General features: G+C 58.1%; 19 protein-coding genes. 8 read left to right on the forward strand and 11 right to left on the reverse strand.

What is annotated here, in order from left to right; genetic code table 11:
* Positions 1-367 precede the first annotated feature (367 nt).
* The 5 genes from ACYZT7_RS28020 to rplU all read right to left on the reverse strand — a co-directional run bounded on the left by ACYZT7_RS28020 (position 368) and on the right by rplU (position 4,192).
* Positions 368-832 carry a CreA family protein gene (locus ACYZT7_RS28020; RefSeq protein ID WP_462039036.1) on the reverse strand — a complete coding sequence of 155 codons (465 nt, stop codon included), beginning with the start codon at positions 830-832 and terminating at the stop codon, positions 368-370.
* Positions 833-844: 12 nt separating this feature from the next.
* Positions 845-1,963, reverse strand: a complete 1,119-nt coding sequence (gene proB, locus ACYZT7_RS28025) for a glutamate 5-kinase (RefSeq protein ID WP_449646395.1) — start codon at positions 1,961-1,963, stop codon at positions 845-847.
* 187 nt (positions 1,964-2,150) lie between these two features.
* Complete coding sequence (gene cgtA / locus ACYZT7_RS28030) at positions 2,151-3,374, reverse strand: Obg family GTPase CgtA (protein ID WP_461974485.1); 1,224 nt, start codon at positions 3,372-3,374, stop codon at positions 2,151-2,153.
* Positions 3,375-3,567: 193 nt separating this feature from the next.
* Positions 3,568-3,843 (reverse strand): 50S ribosomal protein L27, encoded by a 276-nt coding sequence (gene rpmA / locus ACYZT7_RS28035; RefSeq protein WP_003215862.1) that lies wholly within the window; start codon positions 3,841-3,843, stop codon positions 3,568-3,570.
* A gap of 34 nt (positions 3,844-3,877) precedes the next feature.
* Entirely contained in the window at positions 3,878-4,192 is a 315-nt protein-coding gene (gene rplU / locus ACYZT7_RS28040; RefSeq protein WP_003176051.1) for a 50S ribosomal protein L21, read from the reverse strand.
* A 240-nt stretch (positions 4,193-4,432) separates the two neighbouring features.
* Here rplU and ACYZT7_RS28045 point away from each other — a divergent pair, with 240 nt between their 5' ends.
* The 3 genes from ACYZT7_RS28045 (at position 4,433) to ACYZT7_RS28055 (ending at position 6,318) form a co-directional block, all read left to right on the forward strand.
* Complete coding sequence (locus ACYZT7_RS28045) at positions 4,433-5,401, forward strand: polyprenyl synthetase family protein (RefSeq protein WP_458510200.1); 969 nt, start codon at positions 4,433-4,435, stop codon at positions 5,399-5,401.
* Between the two features lie 112 nt (positions 5,402-5,513).
* Entirely contained in the window at positions 5,514-5,855 is a 342-nt protein-coding gene (locus ACYZT7_RS28050) for a zinc ribbon domain-containing protein YjdM (RefSeq protein WP_008052060.1), read from the forward strand.
* Between the two features lie 205 nt (positions 5,856-6,060).
* Positions 6,061-6,318: a PA4570 family protein gene (locus ACYZT7_RS28055; protein WP_462039037.1), complete on the forward strand. Its 258-nt coding sequence runs from the start codon at positions 6,061-6,063 to the stop codon at positions 6,316-6,318.
* A gap of 113 nt (positions 6,319-6,431) precedes the next feature.
* On the opposite strand, the gene ACYZT7_RS28060 is transcribed toward ACYZT7_RS28055, so the two are convergent.
* The 3 genes from ACYZT7_RS28060 to ACYZT7_RS28070 form a co-directional block, all read right to left on the reverse strand.
* Entirely contained in the window at positions 6,432-7,049 is a 618-nt protein-coding gene (locus ACYZT7_RS28060) for an FKBP-type peptidyl-prolyl cis-trans isomerase (protein ID WP_462039038.1), read from the reverse strand.
* 121 nt (positions 7,050-7,170) lie between these two features.
* Positions 7,171-7,470 (reverse strand): DUF6482 family protein, encoded by a 300-nt coding sequence (locus ACYZT7_RS28065; RefSeq protein ID WP_033054285.1) that lies wholly within the window; start codon positions 7,468-7,470, stop codon positions 7,171-7,173.
* A gap of 133 nt (positions 7,471-7,603) precedes the next feature.
* Positions 7,604-8,092, reverse strand: a complete 489-nt coding sequence (locus tag ACYZT7_RS28070; protein ID WP_461974495.1) for a TIGR00645 family protein — start codon at positions 8,090-8,092, stop codon at positions 7,604-7,606.
* A 159-nt stretch (positions 8,093-8,251) separates the two neighbouring features.
* On the opposite strand from ACYZT7_RS28070, the gene ACYZT7_RS28075 reads away from it, so the two are divergent.
* On the forward strand, positions 8,252-10,081 hold the full coding sequence (locus tag ACYZT7_RS28075; RefSeq protein ID WP_462039039.1) for a hypothetical protein: 1,830 nt from the start codon (positions 8,252-8,254) through the stop codon (positions 10,079-10,081).
* A gap of 5 nt (positions 10,082-10,086) precedes the next feature.
* On the opposite strand, the gene ACYZT7_RS28080 is transcribed toward ACYZT7_RS28075, so the two are convergent.
* Both ACYZT7_RS28080 and ACYZT7_RS28085 read right to left on the reverse strand, forming a co-directional pair.
* Positions 10,087-10,428 (reverse strand): PA4575 family protein, encoded by a 342-nt coding sequence (locus ACYZT7_RS28080; protein ID WP_449645958.1) that lies wholly within the window; start codon positions 10,426-10,428, stop codon positions 10,087-10,089.
* 317 nt (positions 10,429-10,745) lie between these two features.
* A complete protein-coding gene (locus ACYZT7_RS28085) occupies positions 10,746-13,184 on the reverse strand; it encodes a Lon protease family protein (RefSeq protein WP_462039040.1) in 2,439 nt (812 codons plus the stop codon).
* A gap of 276 nt (positions 13,185-13,460) precedes the next feature.
* Between ACYZT7_RS28085 and ACYZT7_RS28090 the strand changes: the two genes are divergently transcribed.
* From ACYZT7_RS28090 to ACYZT7_RS28105, 4 genes are all read left to right on the forward strand, one after another.
* Entirely contained in the window at positions 13,461-13,949 is a 489-nt protein-coding gene (locus ACYZT7_RS28090) for a DUF3015 domain-containing protein (RefSeq protein ID WP_017340868.1), read from the forward strand.
* A gap of 106 nt (positions 13,950-14,055) precedes the next feature.
* Entirely contained in the window at positions 14,056-15,909 is a 1,854-nt protein-coding gene (locus ACYZT7_RS28095) for an Lnb N-terminal periplasmic domain-containing protein (RefSeq protein WP_462039041.1), read from the forward strand.
* A 213-nt stretch (positions 15,910-16,122) separates the two neighbouring features.
* Positions 16,123-16,479, forward strand: coding sequence for a hypothetical protein (locus ACYZT7_RS28100; protein WP_462039042.1), 357 nt, complete (start codon positions 16,123-16,125; stop codon positions 16,477-16,479).
* A gap of 70 nt (positions 16,480-16,549) precedes the next feature.
* Positions 16,550-17,044 carry a GreA/GreB family elongation factor gene (locus tag ACYZT7_RS28105; protein WP_462039043.1) on the forward strand — a complete coding sequence of 165 codons (495 nt, stop codon included), beginning with the start codon at positions 16,550-16,552 and terminating at the stop codon, positions 17,042-17,044.
* On the opposite strand, the gene gdhA is transcribed toward ACYZT7_RS28105, so the two are convergent.
* The gene (gene gdhA, locus ACYZT7_RS28110) at positions 17,041-18,378 is read right to left on the reverse strand and encodes an NADP-specific glutamate dehydrogenase (RefSeq protein WP_462039044.1); all 1,338 of its coding nucleotides are present in this window, start codon (positions 18,376-18,378) and stop codon (positions 17,041-17,043) included. The genes ACYZT7_RS28105 and gdhA overlap by 4 nt on opposite strands.
* Between the last annotated feature and the right edge of the window lie 288 nt (positions 18,379-18,666).

Below are 18,666 nucleotides of genomic sequence, written 5' to 3' on the forward strand. Positions count from 1 at the left end.
CAAGCGGACTTCGGGAGGCCTACTCCCATCTTCGATACAGCATCGCTGGCTTACGCCAGCGTTCGTGACACACGCAAGTATTGGGCTTTGGCAATTTTGGCTACCTTACCCCGCTGCACCGCCTAATCCGCTTCCTGTTCGTCAGGCCAGCATTTTGCCTCGGGCTTCCTTCAGATTCGCAGTCACCCGCGACACCCTTGCCTCTGGCTAACACTTCCCCTTGCCGGGTGTGTAGAGGACTTTCACCTCCAAGTCACCAGCGTGGCCACCACAGCCAAGCTGGTTGCGCTTCGCGCAACGCGCCATGCCTGGCGCACCAAAAAAATGGGAAGGGCAGCCCCTTCCCATACTTTTGATCTTCTTTAGATTACTGTGCCTGCGCCCACGGCAAAATCGGAATCGCCGTCACCGCATTCTGCGGACTGCCTTCGATCACCCGATCGCTGTAGACCAGGTACACCAGCGTATTGCGCTTCTTGTCGAGGAACCGCACCACCTGCATGGTCTTGAACACCAGCGACGTGCGCTCCTTGAACACCTCGTCACCATCCTTCAACTCGCCCTTGAAGCTGATCGGCCCGACCTGACGACAAGCGATAGACGCTTCAGCGCGATCTTCAGCCAACCCCAAGCCACCCTTCACGCCACCCGTCTTGGCTCGCGACAGGTAGCAAGTCACACCCTCGACCTTTGGATCATCAAACGCTTCAACGACGATACGGTCGTTCGGGCCGACAAACTTGAACACCGTCGACACCTGACCAATCTCCTCGGCCGAGACCAGCAGCGGCATCGCCAACAGCAGGCCCAACAATCCTTTTGCAACGCGCATTCAGGTATTCCCTCAGACCAGGATCAGGTTATCGCGGTGAACCAGTTCCGGTTCCGCCATGTAACCCAACAGACCGACAATCGCCTCAGACGACTGACCGATGATTTTTTGTGCTTCCAGCGCGCTGTAGTTGGCCAGTCCTCGGGCGATTTCACGACCGTCCGGCGCCACGCAAACCACCATCTCGCCACGACGGAAGCTGCCCTGAACCAGCTTGACACCTACAGGCAGCAAACTTTTGTTGCCTTGTGACAGCGCCGTCACCGCACCGGCATCCAGCACGAGCGTGCCGCGGGTTTGCAGATGCCCGGCCAACCATTGCTTGCGCGCCGCCAACATGCCGCGCTCAGGTGACAGCAAGGTGCCGATGCGCTCGCCCGCCTTGAGGCGATCCAGCACGCGCTCAATACGTCCGCCGACGATGATGGTATGCGCACCGGAACGAGCCGCCAGCCGCGCAGCACGCAATTTTGTCTGCATGCCTCCACGACCCAGCGCGCCACCCGTACCGCCCGCCACCGCATCCAGCGCCGGATCATCGGCGCGCGCTTCGTAAATCAGATTGGCGTCAGGGTTGTTGCGCGGATCGGCGTCGAACATGCCATCGCGATCGGTGAGGATCACCAGCAAGTCAGCTTCGACCAGGTTGGCCACCAGCGCCGCCAGGGTGTCGTTATCGCCGAAACGGATTTCGTCAGTGACCACGGTGTCGTTTTCGTTGATCACCGGAATAACTTTCAACTCAACCAACGCTCGCAAGGTGCTGCGGGCATTCAGGTAGCGCTTGCGGTCGGACAAGTCGTCGTGAGTCAGGAGAATCTGCGCGGTATGCCGGCCATACTCGGCAAAGCTCGACTCCCAGGCCTGCACCAGCCCCATCTGACCGATGGCGGCAGCGGCCTGCAACTCGTGCATCGCACTGGGTCGTACGGTCCAGCCCAAGCGGCTCATACCGGCCGCCACCGCCCCGGAGGACACCAGCACCAGCTCGACGCCAGCCTCATGCAAAGCCACCATCTGCTCGACCCAAACACCCATTGCCGCGCGATCCAGGCCCTTGCCGTCCGCTGTCAGCAAAGCGCTGCCGATCTTCACGACCCAACGCTGCGCACCTGTCACCTTGCTCCGCATCATCTTCAACCTTAGCTTGAGGACAGCGCGACCCAGCGCTGCCCGTGACGTTATTCGTGACTACCGATTTCCAGATACTAAAACGCCGCTCGATTGAGCGGCGCCTAAAGTGCCGGCTTGCCAGCGATGATAACACCGCGATCAGGCAGATAGACCGCCTTCGCGGGCAAGCCTCGCTCCTACCGAATCAGTCACGCACGTAAATGATTTCCGGACCGTCTTCGTCATCCACATCTTCTTCATCCCAATCATCGTCGCCGATGTCGTGGACCGACTTCACGCCGCTACGGCGCAGGGCACGCTGGTCATCCAGGGCCTGCAGCTGAGCACGGGCTTCGTCTTCGATGCGCTGATCGAGCTCGGCCAGCTCTTCTTTGTAGACTGGGTCGTTAGCCAGGCGATCGGCACGATCTTCCATGTAACGCATGATGTCGTGGCAAAGACGCTCAGTGCCCAGCTTGGAGATGGCCGAGATCACGTAGACCGGACCGGTCCATTCCAGGCGATCAACGATCTCCTTGACGCGCTCATCGTGCTCTTCTTCAAGGATCTGGTCGCACTTGTTCAGCACCAGCCAACGATCACGCTCAGCCAGGGACGGGCTGAACTTGGTCAGTTCGCTGACGATCACTTCAGCAGCATCCGGCGCGCTGGCGTCATCGAGCGGCGCCATGTCCACGAGGTGCAGCAGCAAACGGGTACGCGACAAGTGCTTGAGGAAACGAATCCCCAGGCCCGCGCCGTCGGAAGCGCCTTCGATCAGACCCGGAATGTCCGCGACCACGAAGCTTTTCCAGCGATCGACACTGACCACGCCCAGGTTCGGCACCAACGTGGTGAACGGGTAGTCGGCGACTTTCGGCTTGGCGGCCGACACCGAACGAATGAAGGTACTCTTGCCAGCATTCGGCAAGCCCAGCAGACCGACGTCAGCCAACACCTTCATTTCCAGCTTCAGATCACGCGCCTCACCCGGTTTACCCGGAGTGGTCTGACGCGGTGCACGGTTGGTACTGGACTTGAATCGGGTGTTACCCAGACCGTGCCAGCCGCCGTGAGCAACCAACAGACGCTGACCAGCTTTTGTCAGGTCGCCAATCACTTCCTGAGTAGCGGAGTCGATGACGGTGGTGCCGACAGGGACACGCAGCACCAGCTCTTCACCTTTCTTGCCGGTGCAGTCAGTGCTGCCGCCGTTGGAACCGCGCTCGGCATCGAAGTGCCGGGTGTAACGGTAGTCCACCAGGGTGTTGAGGTTTTCGTCGGCGATCATATAGACCGAGCCGCCATCACCACCGTCACCGCCGTTCGGGCCGCCGTTTTCAATGAATTTTTCGCGACGGAAGCTCATGCAACCGTTGCCGCCGTCACCGGCCTTTACTCGAATCGATACTTCATCAACAAACTTCATAACACAACGCCTCTCGCCATACGGACGAGCCGAAAAAACCTAGACATAAGACTCTTGCAAAAATGAGCGCAGCGACCTCAATCAACGACCGCAAATCCAGCGCTGGAGCCCATCACAAACAGCTTTGCAAGAGACTCACCCCACAAACGAAAAAGCCCCGTCGCAAGACAGGGCTTTTCCAGCATCTACGTAATTATGCCGCGACGACTTCAGTCTTCGGGACAATGCTTACGTAACGGCGATTGAAAGCGCCTTTTACTTCGAACTTGATCACGCCGTCGATTTTAGCGAACAGAGTGTGATCTTTGCCCATGCCAACGCCGTAGCCAGCGTGGAATTGGGTGCCGCGCTGACGCACGATGATGTTGCCCGGAATGATAACCTGGCCGCCATACATCTTCACGCCAAGGCGTTTGGCTTCTGAGTCGCGACCGTTACGGGTACTACCACCAGCTTTTTTGTGTGCCATGAGTCAATTCTCCTAGTGAGGAATTAGGCTGAAATTAAGCCTGAATACCGGTGATTTTGATCTCGGTGTACCACTGGCGGTGGCCCATACGCTTCATGTGGTGCTTACGACGACGGAACTTGATGATGCGGACTTTATCGTGACGACCTTGGGAGATCACTTCAGCCACAACGGTAGCGCCAGCAACAACTGGAGCGCCGATGTTCACGTCATCGCCATTGGCGACCAACAGAACGCGATCAAAAGTAACGGATTCGCCAGTAGCGATTTCCAGTTTTTCGATCTTCAGGTATTCACCTGGGGCGACCTTGTATTGCTTGCCACCAGTAACAATTACTGCGTACGACATGGTATTTCTCCGATAATCCTGCTCACCCAGCTCTTTATAAGAAGAGGTATTGACTGGCATGGCTGCATAAGGCTGGAAGGCCTGTTTGCAATTGCGTAAGGCAGGTGCTGCCCAGGAAGTTCAGGGTGCGCGATTGTACGCAAGCTGCCGGGACGTTGCAAGAGGCCGTCCATCGTACCTTGACACCCGCCGACGTGGGTCCTAGCATGCCGCGCAACCCTTCTGGAGCAACTGTCGCTGATGCAACCCCAAGCTTTCTACCGCGCGGTGGCGGACGATTTTAGCGCCGTCGACGGCATCATCAAGAAGCAGCTGACTTCCCGAGTGCCGCTGGTATCGAAAATCGGCGACTACATAACCTCGGCTGGCGGTAAACGCCTGCGTCCATTGTTAGTGTTGCTGTGTGGCAAGGCCCTGGGCCGCGAAGGCGATGACCTGCGCCTGCTGGCCGCGACCATCGAGTTCCTGCACACCGCGACCCTGCTGCATGACGACGTGGTCGACATGTCCGGCATGCGCCGTGGCCGCTCGACTGCCAACGCCATGTGGGGCAACGCTCCGAGCGTGCTGGTGGGCGACTTCCTGTATTCGCGGTCCTTCGAAATGATGGTCGAACTGGGCTCCATGCCGGTAATGAAGATCCTTTCGCAAGCCACGCGCATCATCGCCGAAGGCGAAGTGTTGCAGCTGTCCAAGGTTCGTGACGCCAGCACCACTGAAGAAACCTACATGGAAGTCATCCGCGGCAAGACCGCGATGCTCTTCGAAGCGTCGACCCACAGCGCCGCAGCCCTGTGCGAAGCCACACCGGAACAGAGCGAAGCGCTGCGTACGTTCGGCGATCACCTGGGCGTAGCCTTCCAACTGGTCGACGACCTGCTGGACTACAAAGGTGACGCTGAAACCCTGGGCAAGAACGTCGGTGACGACCTGGCTGAAGGAAAGCCAACCCTGCCGCTGATCTATACCATGCGTGAAGGTACGCCGGAGCAGGCTGCACTGGTTCGCAAGGCGATCCAGAAAGGCGGTATCGAAGACCTGGAAAGCATCCGCGAAGCCGTGGAAGCGTCAGGCTCGCTGGATTACACCGCCCAACTGGCTCGCGACTACGTGGCCCGCGCGATCAAATGCCTCGATGCGCTGCCAGCCAGCGAGTATCGCGATGCGCTGGTCGAGTTGAGCGAGTTTGCGGTCGCGCGCACGCACTGACAGACCTCAACCTGTGGGGGCCCTCTCCCACAGGTTTGCTCCCTCACCCTCCTCCGCCTAAAAACCCTATACAATGTGCGACTTTTAGCGACCCTGACGCCAAGGAGCTTTAGTGAGCACGTTGCCACCCTGCCCAAAATGCAATTCCGAATACACCTACGAAGACGGCGCCCAGCTGATCTGCCCTGAGTGCGCCCACGAGTGGTCCGCCAGCGGCGAAACCGAAGCAGTGTCCGATGACACCGTGAAAAAGGATTCGGTGGGCAATGTCCTGCAGGACGGCGACACCATCACCGTGATCAAGGACCTCAAGGTCAAAGGCACGTCGCTGGTGGTCAAGGTCGGCACCAAGGTCAAGAACATCCGCCTGTGCGATGGCGATCACGACATCGATTGCAAGATCGACGGCATCGGCCCGATGAAGCTCAAATCCGAGTTCGTCAGAAAAGTCTGAGCCTGTTGTCTTCCATCCTGCGCCCTGCGTGGGATGGTAGTTCACCTCCCCCGCTATACCCAACAATCCTTCGCAATAGCCAAACGCCAGCCGTTTTGACCTTACGCAATCCTTACCCGGAAAAAAACACAAACCGCCAATAGGTCCTTGCTATTTGATGAATAAGAATTATTCTCATTGAAACCAATCAATGGAGATGAGACCCATGACTTATTTGATCGATGCCTGGCTGGACCGGCCACACCCTTACCTCAGGATCCTGCATCGGGAAACCGGGGAAGTCTGTGCGGTGCTTGAAGAAGAAGCCTTGAACGAGCTGCAGGATCAGGGTGATCTGGACGTCAACGGCTTGAGTTCCAGCGAGCCGGTGGTGCTCAAGGAACTGGTGCGCAATCTGTTTCTGTTCTGCTATGCCCGGGCATTGCGCCCGGCAAGCGAACTGCACCACAAGATCGAGATATGAAAAACACAAAACCTTGTAGGAGCGAGGCTTGCCCGCGAAACAGGCAACTCGGTTCCGACTTGAAACCGAGGTGATGCATTCGCGAGCAAGCTTCGCTCCTACAGGCTCATGTATTACAAAACGTCGAGCAGCTCGACGTCGAATACCAGTACGCTGTGCGGTGGAATGCTGCCAACGCCTTGAGCGCCGTAAGCCAGTTCGCTCGGCACGTACAGACGCCATTTGCTACCGGCGTTCATCAGTTGCAGGGCTTCGGTCCAGCCAGCGATCACGCCGCCGACCGGGAATTCTGCAGGCTGACCACGATCGTAGGAGCTGTCGAACACAGTGCCGTCGATCAGGGTGCCGTGGTAGTGAGTACGCACTTGATCTTCACGGGTTGGCTTGGCGCCTTCACCGGCGGTCAGCACTTCGAATTGCAGGCCGGACGCCAGGGTGGTGATGCCGTCACGCTTGGCGTTTTCAGCCAGGAATGCCAGGCCTTCGCCAGCAGCTGCTTCAGCTTTGGCGGCTGCTTCAGCTTGCATGATTTCGCGGATAACCTTGAAGCTTGCGGACATTTCTTCCTGACCCACACGGCTTTCCTTGCCGGCGAATGCGTCGGTCAGACCCGTCAGGATCGCGTCCAGGTTAACGCCCGGTGGCGGGTTGTCGCGCAGTTGGTCGCCCAGCTGACGGCCGATACCGTAGCTGACGCGGGTTTCGTCGGTGGACAGATTTACTTCGGACATGACACTGCTCCGCTGTGCGGACGGCCCTGGAACTTGCCGTGCGTGCACAGCGCATCCCGGAGCGCCCGGAACCAAAAGGGCCAGCAGACTAGCACAGATGCCATCGCGTTGATGAGGGGTGTCAGTGCTGCCACGCGATCGGTACCTTCAGGCTTCCCTCGGAGCTAGCACCGAGTCCACACATCTCGTCATGAACCGAAACGTGCACAAGGTTGAATGGCAAGCTGGGAAAGGCATGAAGCACTTCACGCGCATGCTCGACCGAACGCAGGTGAAACATCTGGCCGTGGGCATCACTCAATGGATACGCCGCGCCATGCATCCGCGCCTCTAAAAGGTAGATCCCGCCTTCCATCGAGATCAGGTTGAGCTCATCAACCTTCCCGGCGATGGCATAAGCATTCAACTCTTTCAGGTCCATAAACGCACCTCACGCAAGGGCGAGCCAAGATCCTTACAGGCATAGGCCTCGGCGCATCAAAGTACAAGCCATAAACGACACCGCCCGTCTGTTTCGCAACAGACGGGCGGTTTGGCATAGCGATAAAAAGCGATCAATGCTTGGTCAACTTATCCAGATAACCCATGGCAAACGCCGAAATCACGAAGGTCATGTGGATGATCACGTACCACTTCAAATGCTCGGGATCGACGTTCTTGGCGTCCATGAAAACCCGCAGCAGGTGGATGGACGAAATCGCCACGATGGAAGCGGCCACCTTCATCTTCAATGAAGAGGAATCCATGGTGCCCAACCAGTTGAGCTTCTCCTTACCTTCGTCGATATCCAGTTGGGAAACAAAGTTCTCGTACCCGGAGATCATCACCATCACCAGCAGGCCGCCCACCAGCGCCATGTCGATCAGCGACAGCAGCACCAAAATCAGATCCGACTCGGCCATCGAGAACACGTTAGGGATGACGTGAAACACTTCCTGGAAGAATTTCAGCGCCAGCGCCAGCAGCCCGAGGGACAGACCGAAGTAGATCGGCGCCAGCAGCCAGCGGGAGGCGTACATTGCATTTTCGATAAAGCGTTCCATTAAATCTCACATGTGGGCTGGAAATGGCCGCGAGTATATCAGCCACCCGTTACACCCAGAAACCGTCGGGAAATCCGCAACCTGCGCGTGTGTGACAAGGTTTTTCTGCTAGTGTCCAAAGCATTGACAGCTCAGCGACATCGGACAGGAAGACGGGAAATGGATGTGCGATTGCCTCTAACGAGCGCCGGAATTTGCCTGGCTTTGCTGATGAGCGCCTGTTCTCCCAGCGATGAGAAACGCCAGGTCAGCCTCGAGGAAAAGACTGCGCAGTTCGAGAAGTCTCTGGATGCGATTCAGGATCCGAAACTCAAGGATGCCGTGGCTGAACTCGGCGGCTCACTGTTGTTGTTCGAGCGCGCGCAACTCAAGCTCGACAGCAAACCGGTGGAAACAGAATACGGCGAAGACGCCCTCGCCGTGCTCAAGCACTACCCCACGCCACAAGCCTTGGTCGACACGTACATCAACGGTCTGTTCGTGCTGCACAAAGACTCCAGTTCCGACTACCTGACCGATCTGCAACCGGTGTTCCCTTTTAACTTCAACATTCCGGCTGCGTTTCTCTTTCCCCATGGCCTGGAATGGCAATCGGTGACCCTGAGCAACAAACGCGTCATCCCGTTTCAGCCGGAATGGTCGGAAACCGATCCCGGTATACAGTTAAGCCCGTCGAGCTCAAACCTGACCAACCCCGACGACCTGACGGTGACCTACCCCTTCATCGATGGCCTGGACGTCGACAACAAGAACCAGCCACAACCGGTGAGCCTGCAAGGCAAGGTGGAAGTGATCGCACCGCGCCGACTCTACAGCTTCGACCTGACGAAAAAGGACGTTGGCCAGACTCGCACCAACGACAACCTCAGCGTCACCCTGCTGAACCTTGCCAACAACTACGCCGAAATCGAATTCAACAACAGCGCACCACTGGCCCCCGAGGTCAGCGAAACACCGTTGAACCCGCTGATCGTTCAGGCCAAGGACAGCACCGGGCAATTTCTCTCGCGCTCAGGCTCGATCAATGAAACCGGCGCACAAATTGCTTTCTATCAACAGCAACTGGCGAAAATGCAGCAGCAGAAAGCCTGGAGCGAGAGCTTCGAAAAACAGATCGATGAAGAGCAGCGCGCGTTTGAGAAGCAACAGAGCCACCATTATTCCAAGGTGTACTTCAACGGGCCGATCGAGACCCTCGAGGTCAGCGTACTGGACTTTTCAACCGCCACAGTGACCCGCAAGGACCTGGACCTGTCAGTCCGACGCTTCGACTCACACACCACGGAAAAGACCATCCAGCCACTGACTTTGCCGGTGGTGGTGTACGACGACCAGGCCCCGATCTGGCTCAAGGGCGCAACGCTTGGCGAGGAACAACTGAAAAAGAATGTCAGTATCAGTCAGTCGGTCGAAGACCCCAGCGCCGCGCGTATCGAGTTCTATCACTCCAAAAGCTTCAATGACGAGTTGCTCGGCACATCCTTCAACCCCGGTGAGAGTCCGGTCAGCTTCTTTACCGAGGACGGTAATGGCAAACGCGATGAACCGATTGAATTGCCGCCAGAGGCTTACCAGGTTGATCCCCTGCGCGGCACCATTACCTACGACTTGAACTTGTTCCCGCAAACCCCGGCTTACGCGGTGGGCTCCATGCCGCTGTTCCTCGCCACCGTCGAAAAGAAAACCATCGACGCCCACCAGTTGCCCAAAGGCCTGGCGCTCAAAGGCAATGCGCTGGTGGTTGATCTGAAGCTGTTTCCCGCCCAGGACTGGCGTTTCTTCGCCAAGGACGACAGCGGCAATTATCTGAAGGAGATTCTTTCGGTCATTCACGATGCGAGCGCAGAAGGCCCGGCATTATTGGGCGTGCATTACTTCTACGGGCAGCCTGCCCGACTGGAAACCTATCAACGAACCGACCTCGCCACCGTGCAATATGGTTTCGAGGTCAAACTCGACAAGGCGGACACGTCCCACTTTGCCCAATAGCCTGTTCAGTGCTCGGGGTGAAACTCGAAACCTCCAGGATTGCGGCAACGACCACCATTGATTTCCCGCAGCTGAGCTTGCAGGTGCAGGCACCAGATTTGCGGATCATCGGCCAGCTCATAGCCGTGCAGGGTGAGACTTTCAACGATGGTGTCGAGGATCGACTCAGCCACAAAGGGGCCATGAAACGGGCCCTGGGCTTTGATGGCAGAAGGTTGTTCGCCGGCCATTCCGGCGGCAAAGAGTAAGGTCCACATGCCCGTATCTCCCGCCAATGGGCGGATGGCACACTCGATACGGGTCACAAGGCCCAGGCATTGACGGGTGAGGCAGAGGTTGCGCGACATGGCGGCGACCCTCGGTAGATCCGGTATTCAGCCCCCACGGGGGGACTGTCTCGATCCAGTGATTACTGTCGATATCCTTGAGCTGAGAATAGAAGAAAAGTCTGACTTGTACGTCAGGTGAGACCGAAAGGCGCCGAATGGTCATTGTGTGAATATTGACGTCAGACCGACGGCACATTTTTGTGGTTAACCCAAGTCAATGTGGGAGCGAGCTTGCTCGCGATAGCGGACTGTCAGCCAACAGAGATGTTGAATGTCAGTGCCTCATCGCGAGCAAGCTCGCTCCCACAGGGGATTGAGGTGGGCTCAGGTTTGTGTCAGGCCGGCTTGGCCTCGACCAGTGCTTCCTGCGCAGCTTCTTTCTCGGCTTCCTTGAGGTCTTCTTCGCTGATCATTTCTGCGATGACCCGCAAGCGTTCCACCACCCGCGCGTTAACGCTGCCTTCAGGGAACTGGCCATCGGCGTCTGGCGCACCGGCCGGCTCGCCAACCAACAGGCTCAGCGCCTCATCGGCCTGGCGCACGGCGTAGACGTGGAACTGCCCCGCGCGCACCGCCACCAGCACTTTCTCGTCGAGCATCAGCGTGGCAACGTTGGCCTGAGGAATGATCGCCCCTTGCTCCCCGGTCAACCCGCGCGCTTCGCAGAGTCGGAAGAAGCCTTCGATCTTCTCGTTGACCCCACCCACCGCCTGCACTTCCCCGAACTGGTTGATCGAGCCGGTGATCGCAAAACACTGCTTGAGCGGGGTTTTCGACAGTGCCGAAATCAAGGTGCAAGCCTCGCCCAGCGACGCACTGTCGCCATCGACGTAACCGTAGGACTGCTCCAGGGCGATACTCGCGGAAATCGCCAGCGGGAATTCCTGGGCGTAACGGCTGCCCAGATACCCGGTGAGGATCATCACGCCTTTGGAGTGTATGGGCTGGCCGAGGTTGACCTCGCGTTCGATGTCGACGATGCCGCTACCGCCCGGATACACCGTGGCGGAAATCCGCGCAGGCACACCGAATGCCGAGTCGCCAACCTCCAACACTGTCAGCCCGTTGCATTTGCCCACCGCCGCGCCGTCCGTGTCGATCAGGATGATCCCGGCCAGCATGTCATCGAGAATCCGCGCCGAGACGCGCCCGGTACGCGTGGCCTTGGCCTTGAGCGCACGTTCGATGTGCCCGGCGTCGGTCATTTCGTCACTGGCCAGTTGGCGAATGAAATCCGCCTCGCTGACCAGTTGGAACAGATCACCGATCCGCGCCGACAAACGCCCCTGGTGCTCAGCCAGGCGAGCACTGTAAGTCGCCAGGCGCGCCACCGCATCAGCGGTCAGCGGCGCCATGCCTTCTTCGGAGGTGCGGGTCTTGAGCAACTGGGCGAACTGCTCCAGGCTTTCGTCGACCATCGGGATGTCTTCGTCGAAGTCCACCAGGACGCGGAACATCTCCTGGAAGTCCGGATCGAGGTCTTGCAGCGTGTAATAGAGCTGGCGGGCACCGATGATGACGACTTTGACCTGCAACGGGATATGTTGCGGAGTCAGGGTCACGGTGGCGAAACGGCCCATCTCGCCCAGCGGCGATTCCATTTTCAATTTGCGCGATTGCAGGGCGCGTTTGAGCGCATCCCACACGAACGGCTCGCTGAGCATTTTTTCCGCTTCAAGAATCAGGAAGCCGCCATTGGCGCGGTGCAGCGCACCCGGACGCAACTGGCGATACGTGGTGTAGAGCGCACCCTGATCGGTGGTGTACTCGATGCGGCCGAACAGGTTTTCGTAAGTCGGGTGTGGCTCGAAGACCACTGGCGCACCACCGCTGAACGGATGACCGACCACCAGGCTCGGCGCGTATTGCTCTTCCAGCAGCTTGCGGGCGATGGCGTCTGTTTTGCTGTCGTCCACCAGTTGCTCGACCACCGTCTTGAGCAGGTACACCTGCATCGCTTGCAGGTAACCGCAGACACCGGCGTTTTCCGCGTACTTTTCCGACAGCGGTGCGAGCAATGGCTGCAAGGCCAGGGTGATGGTTTCTTCGTTGAGCTGGCGCAGTTGATTGCTCGACTCACGCTTCCACTGCGGCAGGCTGGCGAGCTCTTCGTTCAGCCGCTCCTCCAGCCACGCAATGTCGTCATGAAAACGCTCGCGATCGGCTTCCGGCAACTGGGCAAATTCGGCTTCGTCCACGGCCTTGCCTTCGCTCATCGGGGTGAAGGCGATATTGGTGCTGTCGCGGTACAGCGCAACTTCCTTTTCCAGCGCCAGGCGCTCGATCACATCCAGCGCGCGGTCATAGCGTTGATTGAAGGCGCGGTCGATGGCGCTTTTCTTCTGCTGGTAGGACGGGTGCTCGAACACTGCCGGAAAAGTCGCCAGCAGGTTGTCGATCAAGCCGTTGATGTCATCGATAAAGGCACCGGCAGTGCCCGAGGGCAATTCCAGGGTGCGAGGTTCGCGAGGATCATCGAAATTGTTGACATAGACCCAGTCCGCCGGAGTCTGCAGGCGTTTGCCTTCGGCTTTCAGGTAGCGTTTGACGAACGAGAACCGGCCAGTGCCGGGCTCACCCATGACGAAGACGTTGTAACCGGGGCGTGGCATGGCCACACCGAACTGCAAGGCTTCGACCGCACGTTCCTGGCCAAGCACACCGCGGAAGGGCTCCAAATCATTGGTGGTAGAGAAGCTGAACTGTTCAGCGGAAAACGGACGGGTCAGCGCTTCAGGCGCTAAACGCAAGCTGGCAGCAACAGGATCAGGCATCGGGCTTCCTTACATCAGGCGGGGCAGATAGCGGCATTCTGGCGCTGCCCATACCTCACTTGCAAGGCGCGCCTCTAGCCAAAGCATAGACAAAGCGGTATCGCTAAGCGGGCCGGGTCTAAATCAATGTTTTCAACGAATGTTATGCAAAAAATAACTGAACCTCAGGAACGTGCCTAAACTCCAAACTGCGCGGCTGGAACAATAACCGGCCCACTGGCGCCAGATCGGGCCAGACCCCTTCTCCATTGGTATGCACATAAAGAGAACAAAGCTATGAAACGGATTCTTCTGGGTACTCTCTTCACCGCTGTATCCCTCAATGCCATGGCTCAGGCGCCAGGCGGCCCGGATTGCGGTTGGGGCAACATGCTGTTCGAAGGTCAGCGTGGCACCCCGGCTCACTTCTTGGCATCCACCACCAACGGCACTTCCGGCAACGCAACTTTCGGTATGACCTCTGGTACCAACGGTTGCTCGACCAATGCGTCGCTGACCTATGGCGGCAAATCCTGGATTGCCATGAATGGCATGATGAACGAGCTGTCTGAAGACATGGCTAAAGGTCAGGGCGAAGCGCTGACCACTTACGCCGTGGTACTGGGCGTGGCGCCGGAAGACCGTGCGCATTTCGCCGCTGTCACTCATGAGCACTTCCAGCAGATCTTCAGCAAGGCTGACGTGACCGCTGACGACGTGCATACCAACACCCTCGCCGTTCTGAAGAGCGATCCTCGTCTGGCTAAGTACGCTACTCAAGCTTAAGCTCGACCCGCCCGCTCTCTTTGGGGAGCGGGTTTTATTTTTTGAACCTGGCCCTTTTTGGCCTGCCCCTTTGGGTCTTTGTTTCTTTCGACTTAAGTTGCCCACTATGCTCAAACGCCTTGCCTGGCTGGCGCTCTGTGTCTGCGCCCCGCTGTCCGCCGCGCCTCACATAGACAATCAACGTTTGCAGCAACTGGCCAACGACCCCTTCTGGATTTCCCTGGTCCACTACGAAACCGCCAAACTCGGCGGCTGGCGCAGTTATGTCAGCGACAAGAAATTCTTCCTAGCCGCCGACGGCAATGAACACCCTGACCGTGAGTTGGCGGCGACCGTGCAAGCGCTGTACGCCCCGGCCAGTGCCGGCGAAAAACATGCGCAATGCGTCTACCCCGCGCGCACCCGCTGGCTGAAGGCACAGCTCAACCTGAGCGATCTGCCGAAGCTTCCCTGCACTGAATTCAAGCAATGGTTCAAGGATGTTTCGCCTCACAGTGCGGTGATGATTTTCCCGGCGGCGTATCTGAACAGCCCGTCATCGATGTTCGGCCACACGTTGCTGCGCATCGACCAGGCCAATGTGCAGAGCGATCAAACCGCCCTGCTCAGTTATGCGATCAACTTCGGCGCGTACATCGAAGGCTCCGACAACAGCATCCTGTATGCCTGGAAAGGCTTGATGGGCGGCTATCCTGGTCTGTTTGCGCTGGTGCCTTATCAGGAAAAGCTCTCGGAATACCGCAGTCTCGAGAACCGCGATCTGTGGGAATATCGCCTGAACCTGACCCAGGCAGAAACCGAGCGCATGGTCGAGCATGTCTGGGAACTGAAACAGATCCAGTTCGACTATTTCTTCTTCGACGAAAACTGCTCTTATCGACTGCTGGAATTGCTGCAAGTCGCCCGCCCGAGCCTGCGATTAACCGAACAGTTCCCGCTGACCGCGATTCCTACGGACACCGTCAAAGCGGTGAAAGAAGCCGGACTGGTGGAATCCATTCAGTATCGACCGTCTCGCGAACGTGAACTGCTGAGCCGCGCCGAGCCGTTGACCCATGAAGAACAGGATTGGGTACTGAAAGTCAGCGCCGACCAGAAGCAGTTGCAGGAACCGGCGTTCAAGACTCAACCCAAGGATCGTCAGGCGTTGATCATCGACGCGGCCTATCGCCTGGAGCGCTACCGCGCCAACGGCCAGGAACGCGACCCGCAACGGGCGCAGCGTAGCTTCGAACTGCTGCGGGCGATCAACCAGAATCCGCCACCGGAACTGGACATCCCGCAACCCGGTCTACCCGAGGACGGCCATGAATCGCGCACCTGGCAGGCCGGCATCGGCACTCGAGGCGACAAGGCCTTTGGCGAGTATGGCTTGCGCATGGCTTATCACGACCTCAACGACAACGCCGAGAGTTTCCCCCTCGGCGCGCAGATTGAAATCCTGCAAATGAAACTTCGCCAGTACGAAGGCAATCACTGGCAGTTGCAGCAATTGGACCTGGCGACCATCCGCTCCCTGACCCCGCGCAATGAATTGCTGCAACCACTCTCGTGGCAAGTCACCGGCGGCCTGGAGCGCGTGCCGGGCAAGCATGACGACGAAACCCTGGTCAGCCACGTCAATGGCGGTGGCGGCGGGACCTGGCAACTGGGCGACGACATGCTTGGCTTTGCTTTGGGCACCGTGCGCGTTGAACACAACAACGACTTCGCCAGCTTCATCGCGCCGGCGGCGGGCTTCAACAGTGGCGTGCTGTGGAAAAACCCGCTGGGCAACTTCAGTCTGGAAGCCAAGGGCGATTTTTTCACCAACGGCGAAGTGCGCCGTAGCGTGAGTCTGAATCAGCAGTGGGAATTGTCGCGCAACCTGGGTTTGCGCCTGAGTGCCCAGCGCGAATTCAGCCACCTGGCTTCGCCCGAGAACGAAGTAATGCTTGAGTTGAAGTGGTATCACTATTGACCTGACACACCACTACCCCTGTGGGAGCGAGCTTGCTCGCGATGAGGCAATAACATTCAACATCTATGTTGCCTGTTACGCCGCCATCGCGAGCAAGCTCGCTCCCACATTGGTTTTGTGGTGATCAATAGATTTTTCACACCCCTTACACAAACGCCTCACGACTCCACTCCTAGACTTCTCCCATAGGCCGTTGACGGTCGGGAGTCTGAGATGTGGCGTTGCGTGGGTGTGGCGGGTTTGCTGATGTTGATCGCGGGTTGCCAGACGACCCACGAGGATCTGATCGCCAAGGGCTATCCACCGGCGTTCGCCGATGGCTTCGATGACGGTTGCAGCAGTGGCCGGCAAGCCGCTGGCGCAATCACTGGTGAGTTTCGCAAAAACGTCCCGCGTTATCTCAAGGACAAGCAGTACGCCGAGGGCTGGAGCGATGGCTTCCGCCAGTGTCAGGCCATGCGCGAAAGCGAGGACCGTGAGGATTATCGCAGCCACCATTGGGACGACCGGGACAAGGCCTGGCAGCAGCAGAAGGATCAGGACGCCGCTCGTGCTTTTCGCTCGCAATAAGTCGCCCACAGACATCTGTCGAAACTAAAAGCCTGCGACCATGGCCCAAACCCTATAACGGGAGAAAACCATGAGTCGCGCCTTCGTCAATGAAGATAATGCCGCCGCGCAAGCCGATCAGCCCGTCGAACGGCAAGTCAGCGCGCAGCCCAATTACGTCACGCCCACGGGGCTAACCCAGTTGCAGGTGAAAGTCGCCGAATTGCAACACCTGCACAGCGAGCAATCGGCCAAAGGTGAGCACGCCGACAAGCAGCGCCTGGCGGACCTTGAACGCGATTTGCGGTATTTCAACCTGCGTCTGCAAAGCGCTCAGGTCGTGACCGTCGCCAACTCAACACAAAAAGTGCAGATCGGCAGCCGTGTGACCTTCGCCGACGAACACAGCACCGAGCAAACCGTACAACTGGTCGGTGAAGATCAGGCCGACGCGTCGGCGGGCCTGATCAATTGGGGTTCACCGCTGGGCCGGGCATTGCTCGGGGCGCAACTCGGCGACGAGGTGCTGTGGCAACGTCCGGCTGGCGATCAGTTGATCGAGATCATCCGTATCGAACCGGCTTAAACCACGCCTTGGGCGAGCATCGCGTCGGCGACTTTGACGAAGCCCGCGATGTTGGCGCCTTTGACGTAGTTGATCCGGCCATTCTCTTCGCCGTAATGCACGCAAGCGTGGTGGATCGACTGCATGATCGCGTGGAGCTTGCTGTCCACTTCACCACCGGTCCACAGCAGGCGCATGGCGTTCTGCGACATCTCCAGCCCGCTCACCGCGACACCACCGGCATTGGAAGCCTTGCCCGGCGCGAACAGAATCCCCGCCTCGATAAACAGGTCTACGGCTTCAAGGGTAGTCGGCATGTTCGCGCCTTCCGCCACGCAGATGCAGCCGTTGCGCAGTAACGTGCGGGCCGCCTCGGCGTCCAGTTCGTTTTGTGTAGCGCAGGGCAGTGCAATGTCGCAACTCAGCGCCCATGGGTGCTGGCCAGCCTTGAACTCCAGGCCAAAACGGCCGGCCAGTTCACTGATGCGCCCGCGCTGGACGTTTTTCAGCTCCAGTACGGCCAGCCATTGTTCTTCGGTCAAACCGCTTTCGCAGTACAGCGTGCCTTCGGAGTCAGACAACGAAATCACTTTGCCGCCCAGGTCCATGACTTTGCGCGCCGCGTATTGCGCAACGTTGCCGGAACCCGAAATGGCCACACGTTTGCCTTCGACGGTTTCACCGCTGCGCTTAAGCATTTCTTCAGCGAAGTACACACAGCCGAAACCGGTGGCTTCCGGGCGAATCAGGCTGCCGCCATAGCTCGGGCCCTTGCCGGTCAACACGCTGGTGAACTGGTTGCTCAGGCGCTTGTATTGGCCGAACAGGAAACCGATCTCGCGGGCACCGACCCCGATATCACCGGCCGGAACGTCAACGTCTGCACCGATGTGACGATACAACTCGCTCATGAAGGCCTGGCAGAACCGCATGACTTCAGCGTCGCTTTTGCCTTTGGGATCGAAATCCGAACCACCCTTGCCTCCGCCCATCGGCAATGAAGTCAGCGAGTTTTTGAAGGTCTGCTCGAAGGCAAGAAACTTCAACACGCCAAGGTTCACCGAAGGATGGAAACGCAGCCCACCCTTGTACGGGCCAATGGCGCTGTTCATCTGGATGCGGAATCCGCGATTGACCTGCACGCTGCCTTGATCGTCGACCCAGGAAACCCTGAAAACGATTGCTCGCTCCGGTTCGCAAATCCGCTCCAGAATGCCGGAGGTCAGATAGTGCGGATTGGCTTCAAGAAACGGCCACAGGCTACGCAGGACTTCTTCCACGGCCTGATGGAATTCCGGCTGGTCAGGGTCGCGTTTTTTCAGACGGGCAAGGAAGGATTCAACGGATTCAATCATGGAAAAGTCTCGGCAAATTTATTGTCGTTGGAAGAGATTGGGCCGGACTTTAGCAAACTGATTGCGCACCATGACAGCGCAAAATGTCGCAATTGTGAAATTAAATGGTGCGCCTGATATAAATACGTACCTGAAAAGCTCGTTATTGCACCCAATTAGGGATTATCAGATCCAGGTCTGCACTGATTTGAGAATCGCCATCGCGAGCAAGCTCGCTCCCACAGTAGATCTCCACTGGATTGAAGATATTCGGCCTACATAAATCCATGTGGGAGCGAGCTTGCCCCG

The organism is Pseudomonas sp. RT4P38 (genome assembly GCF_054897765.1).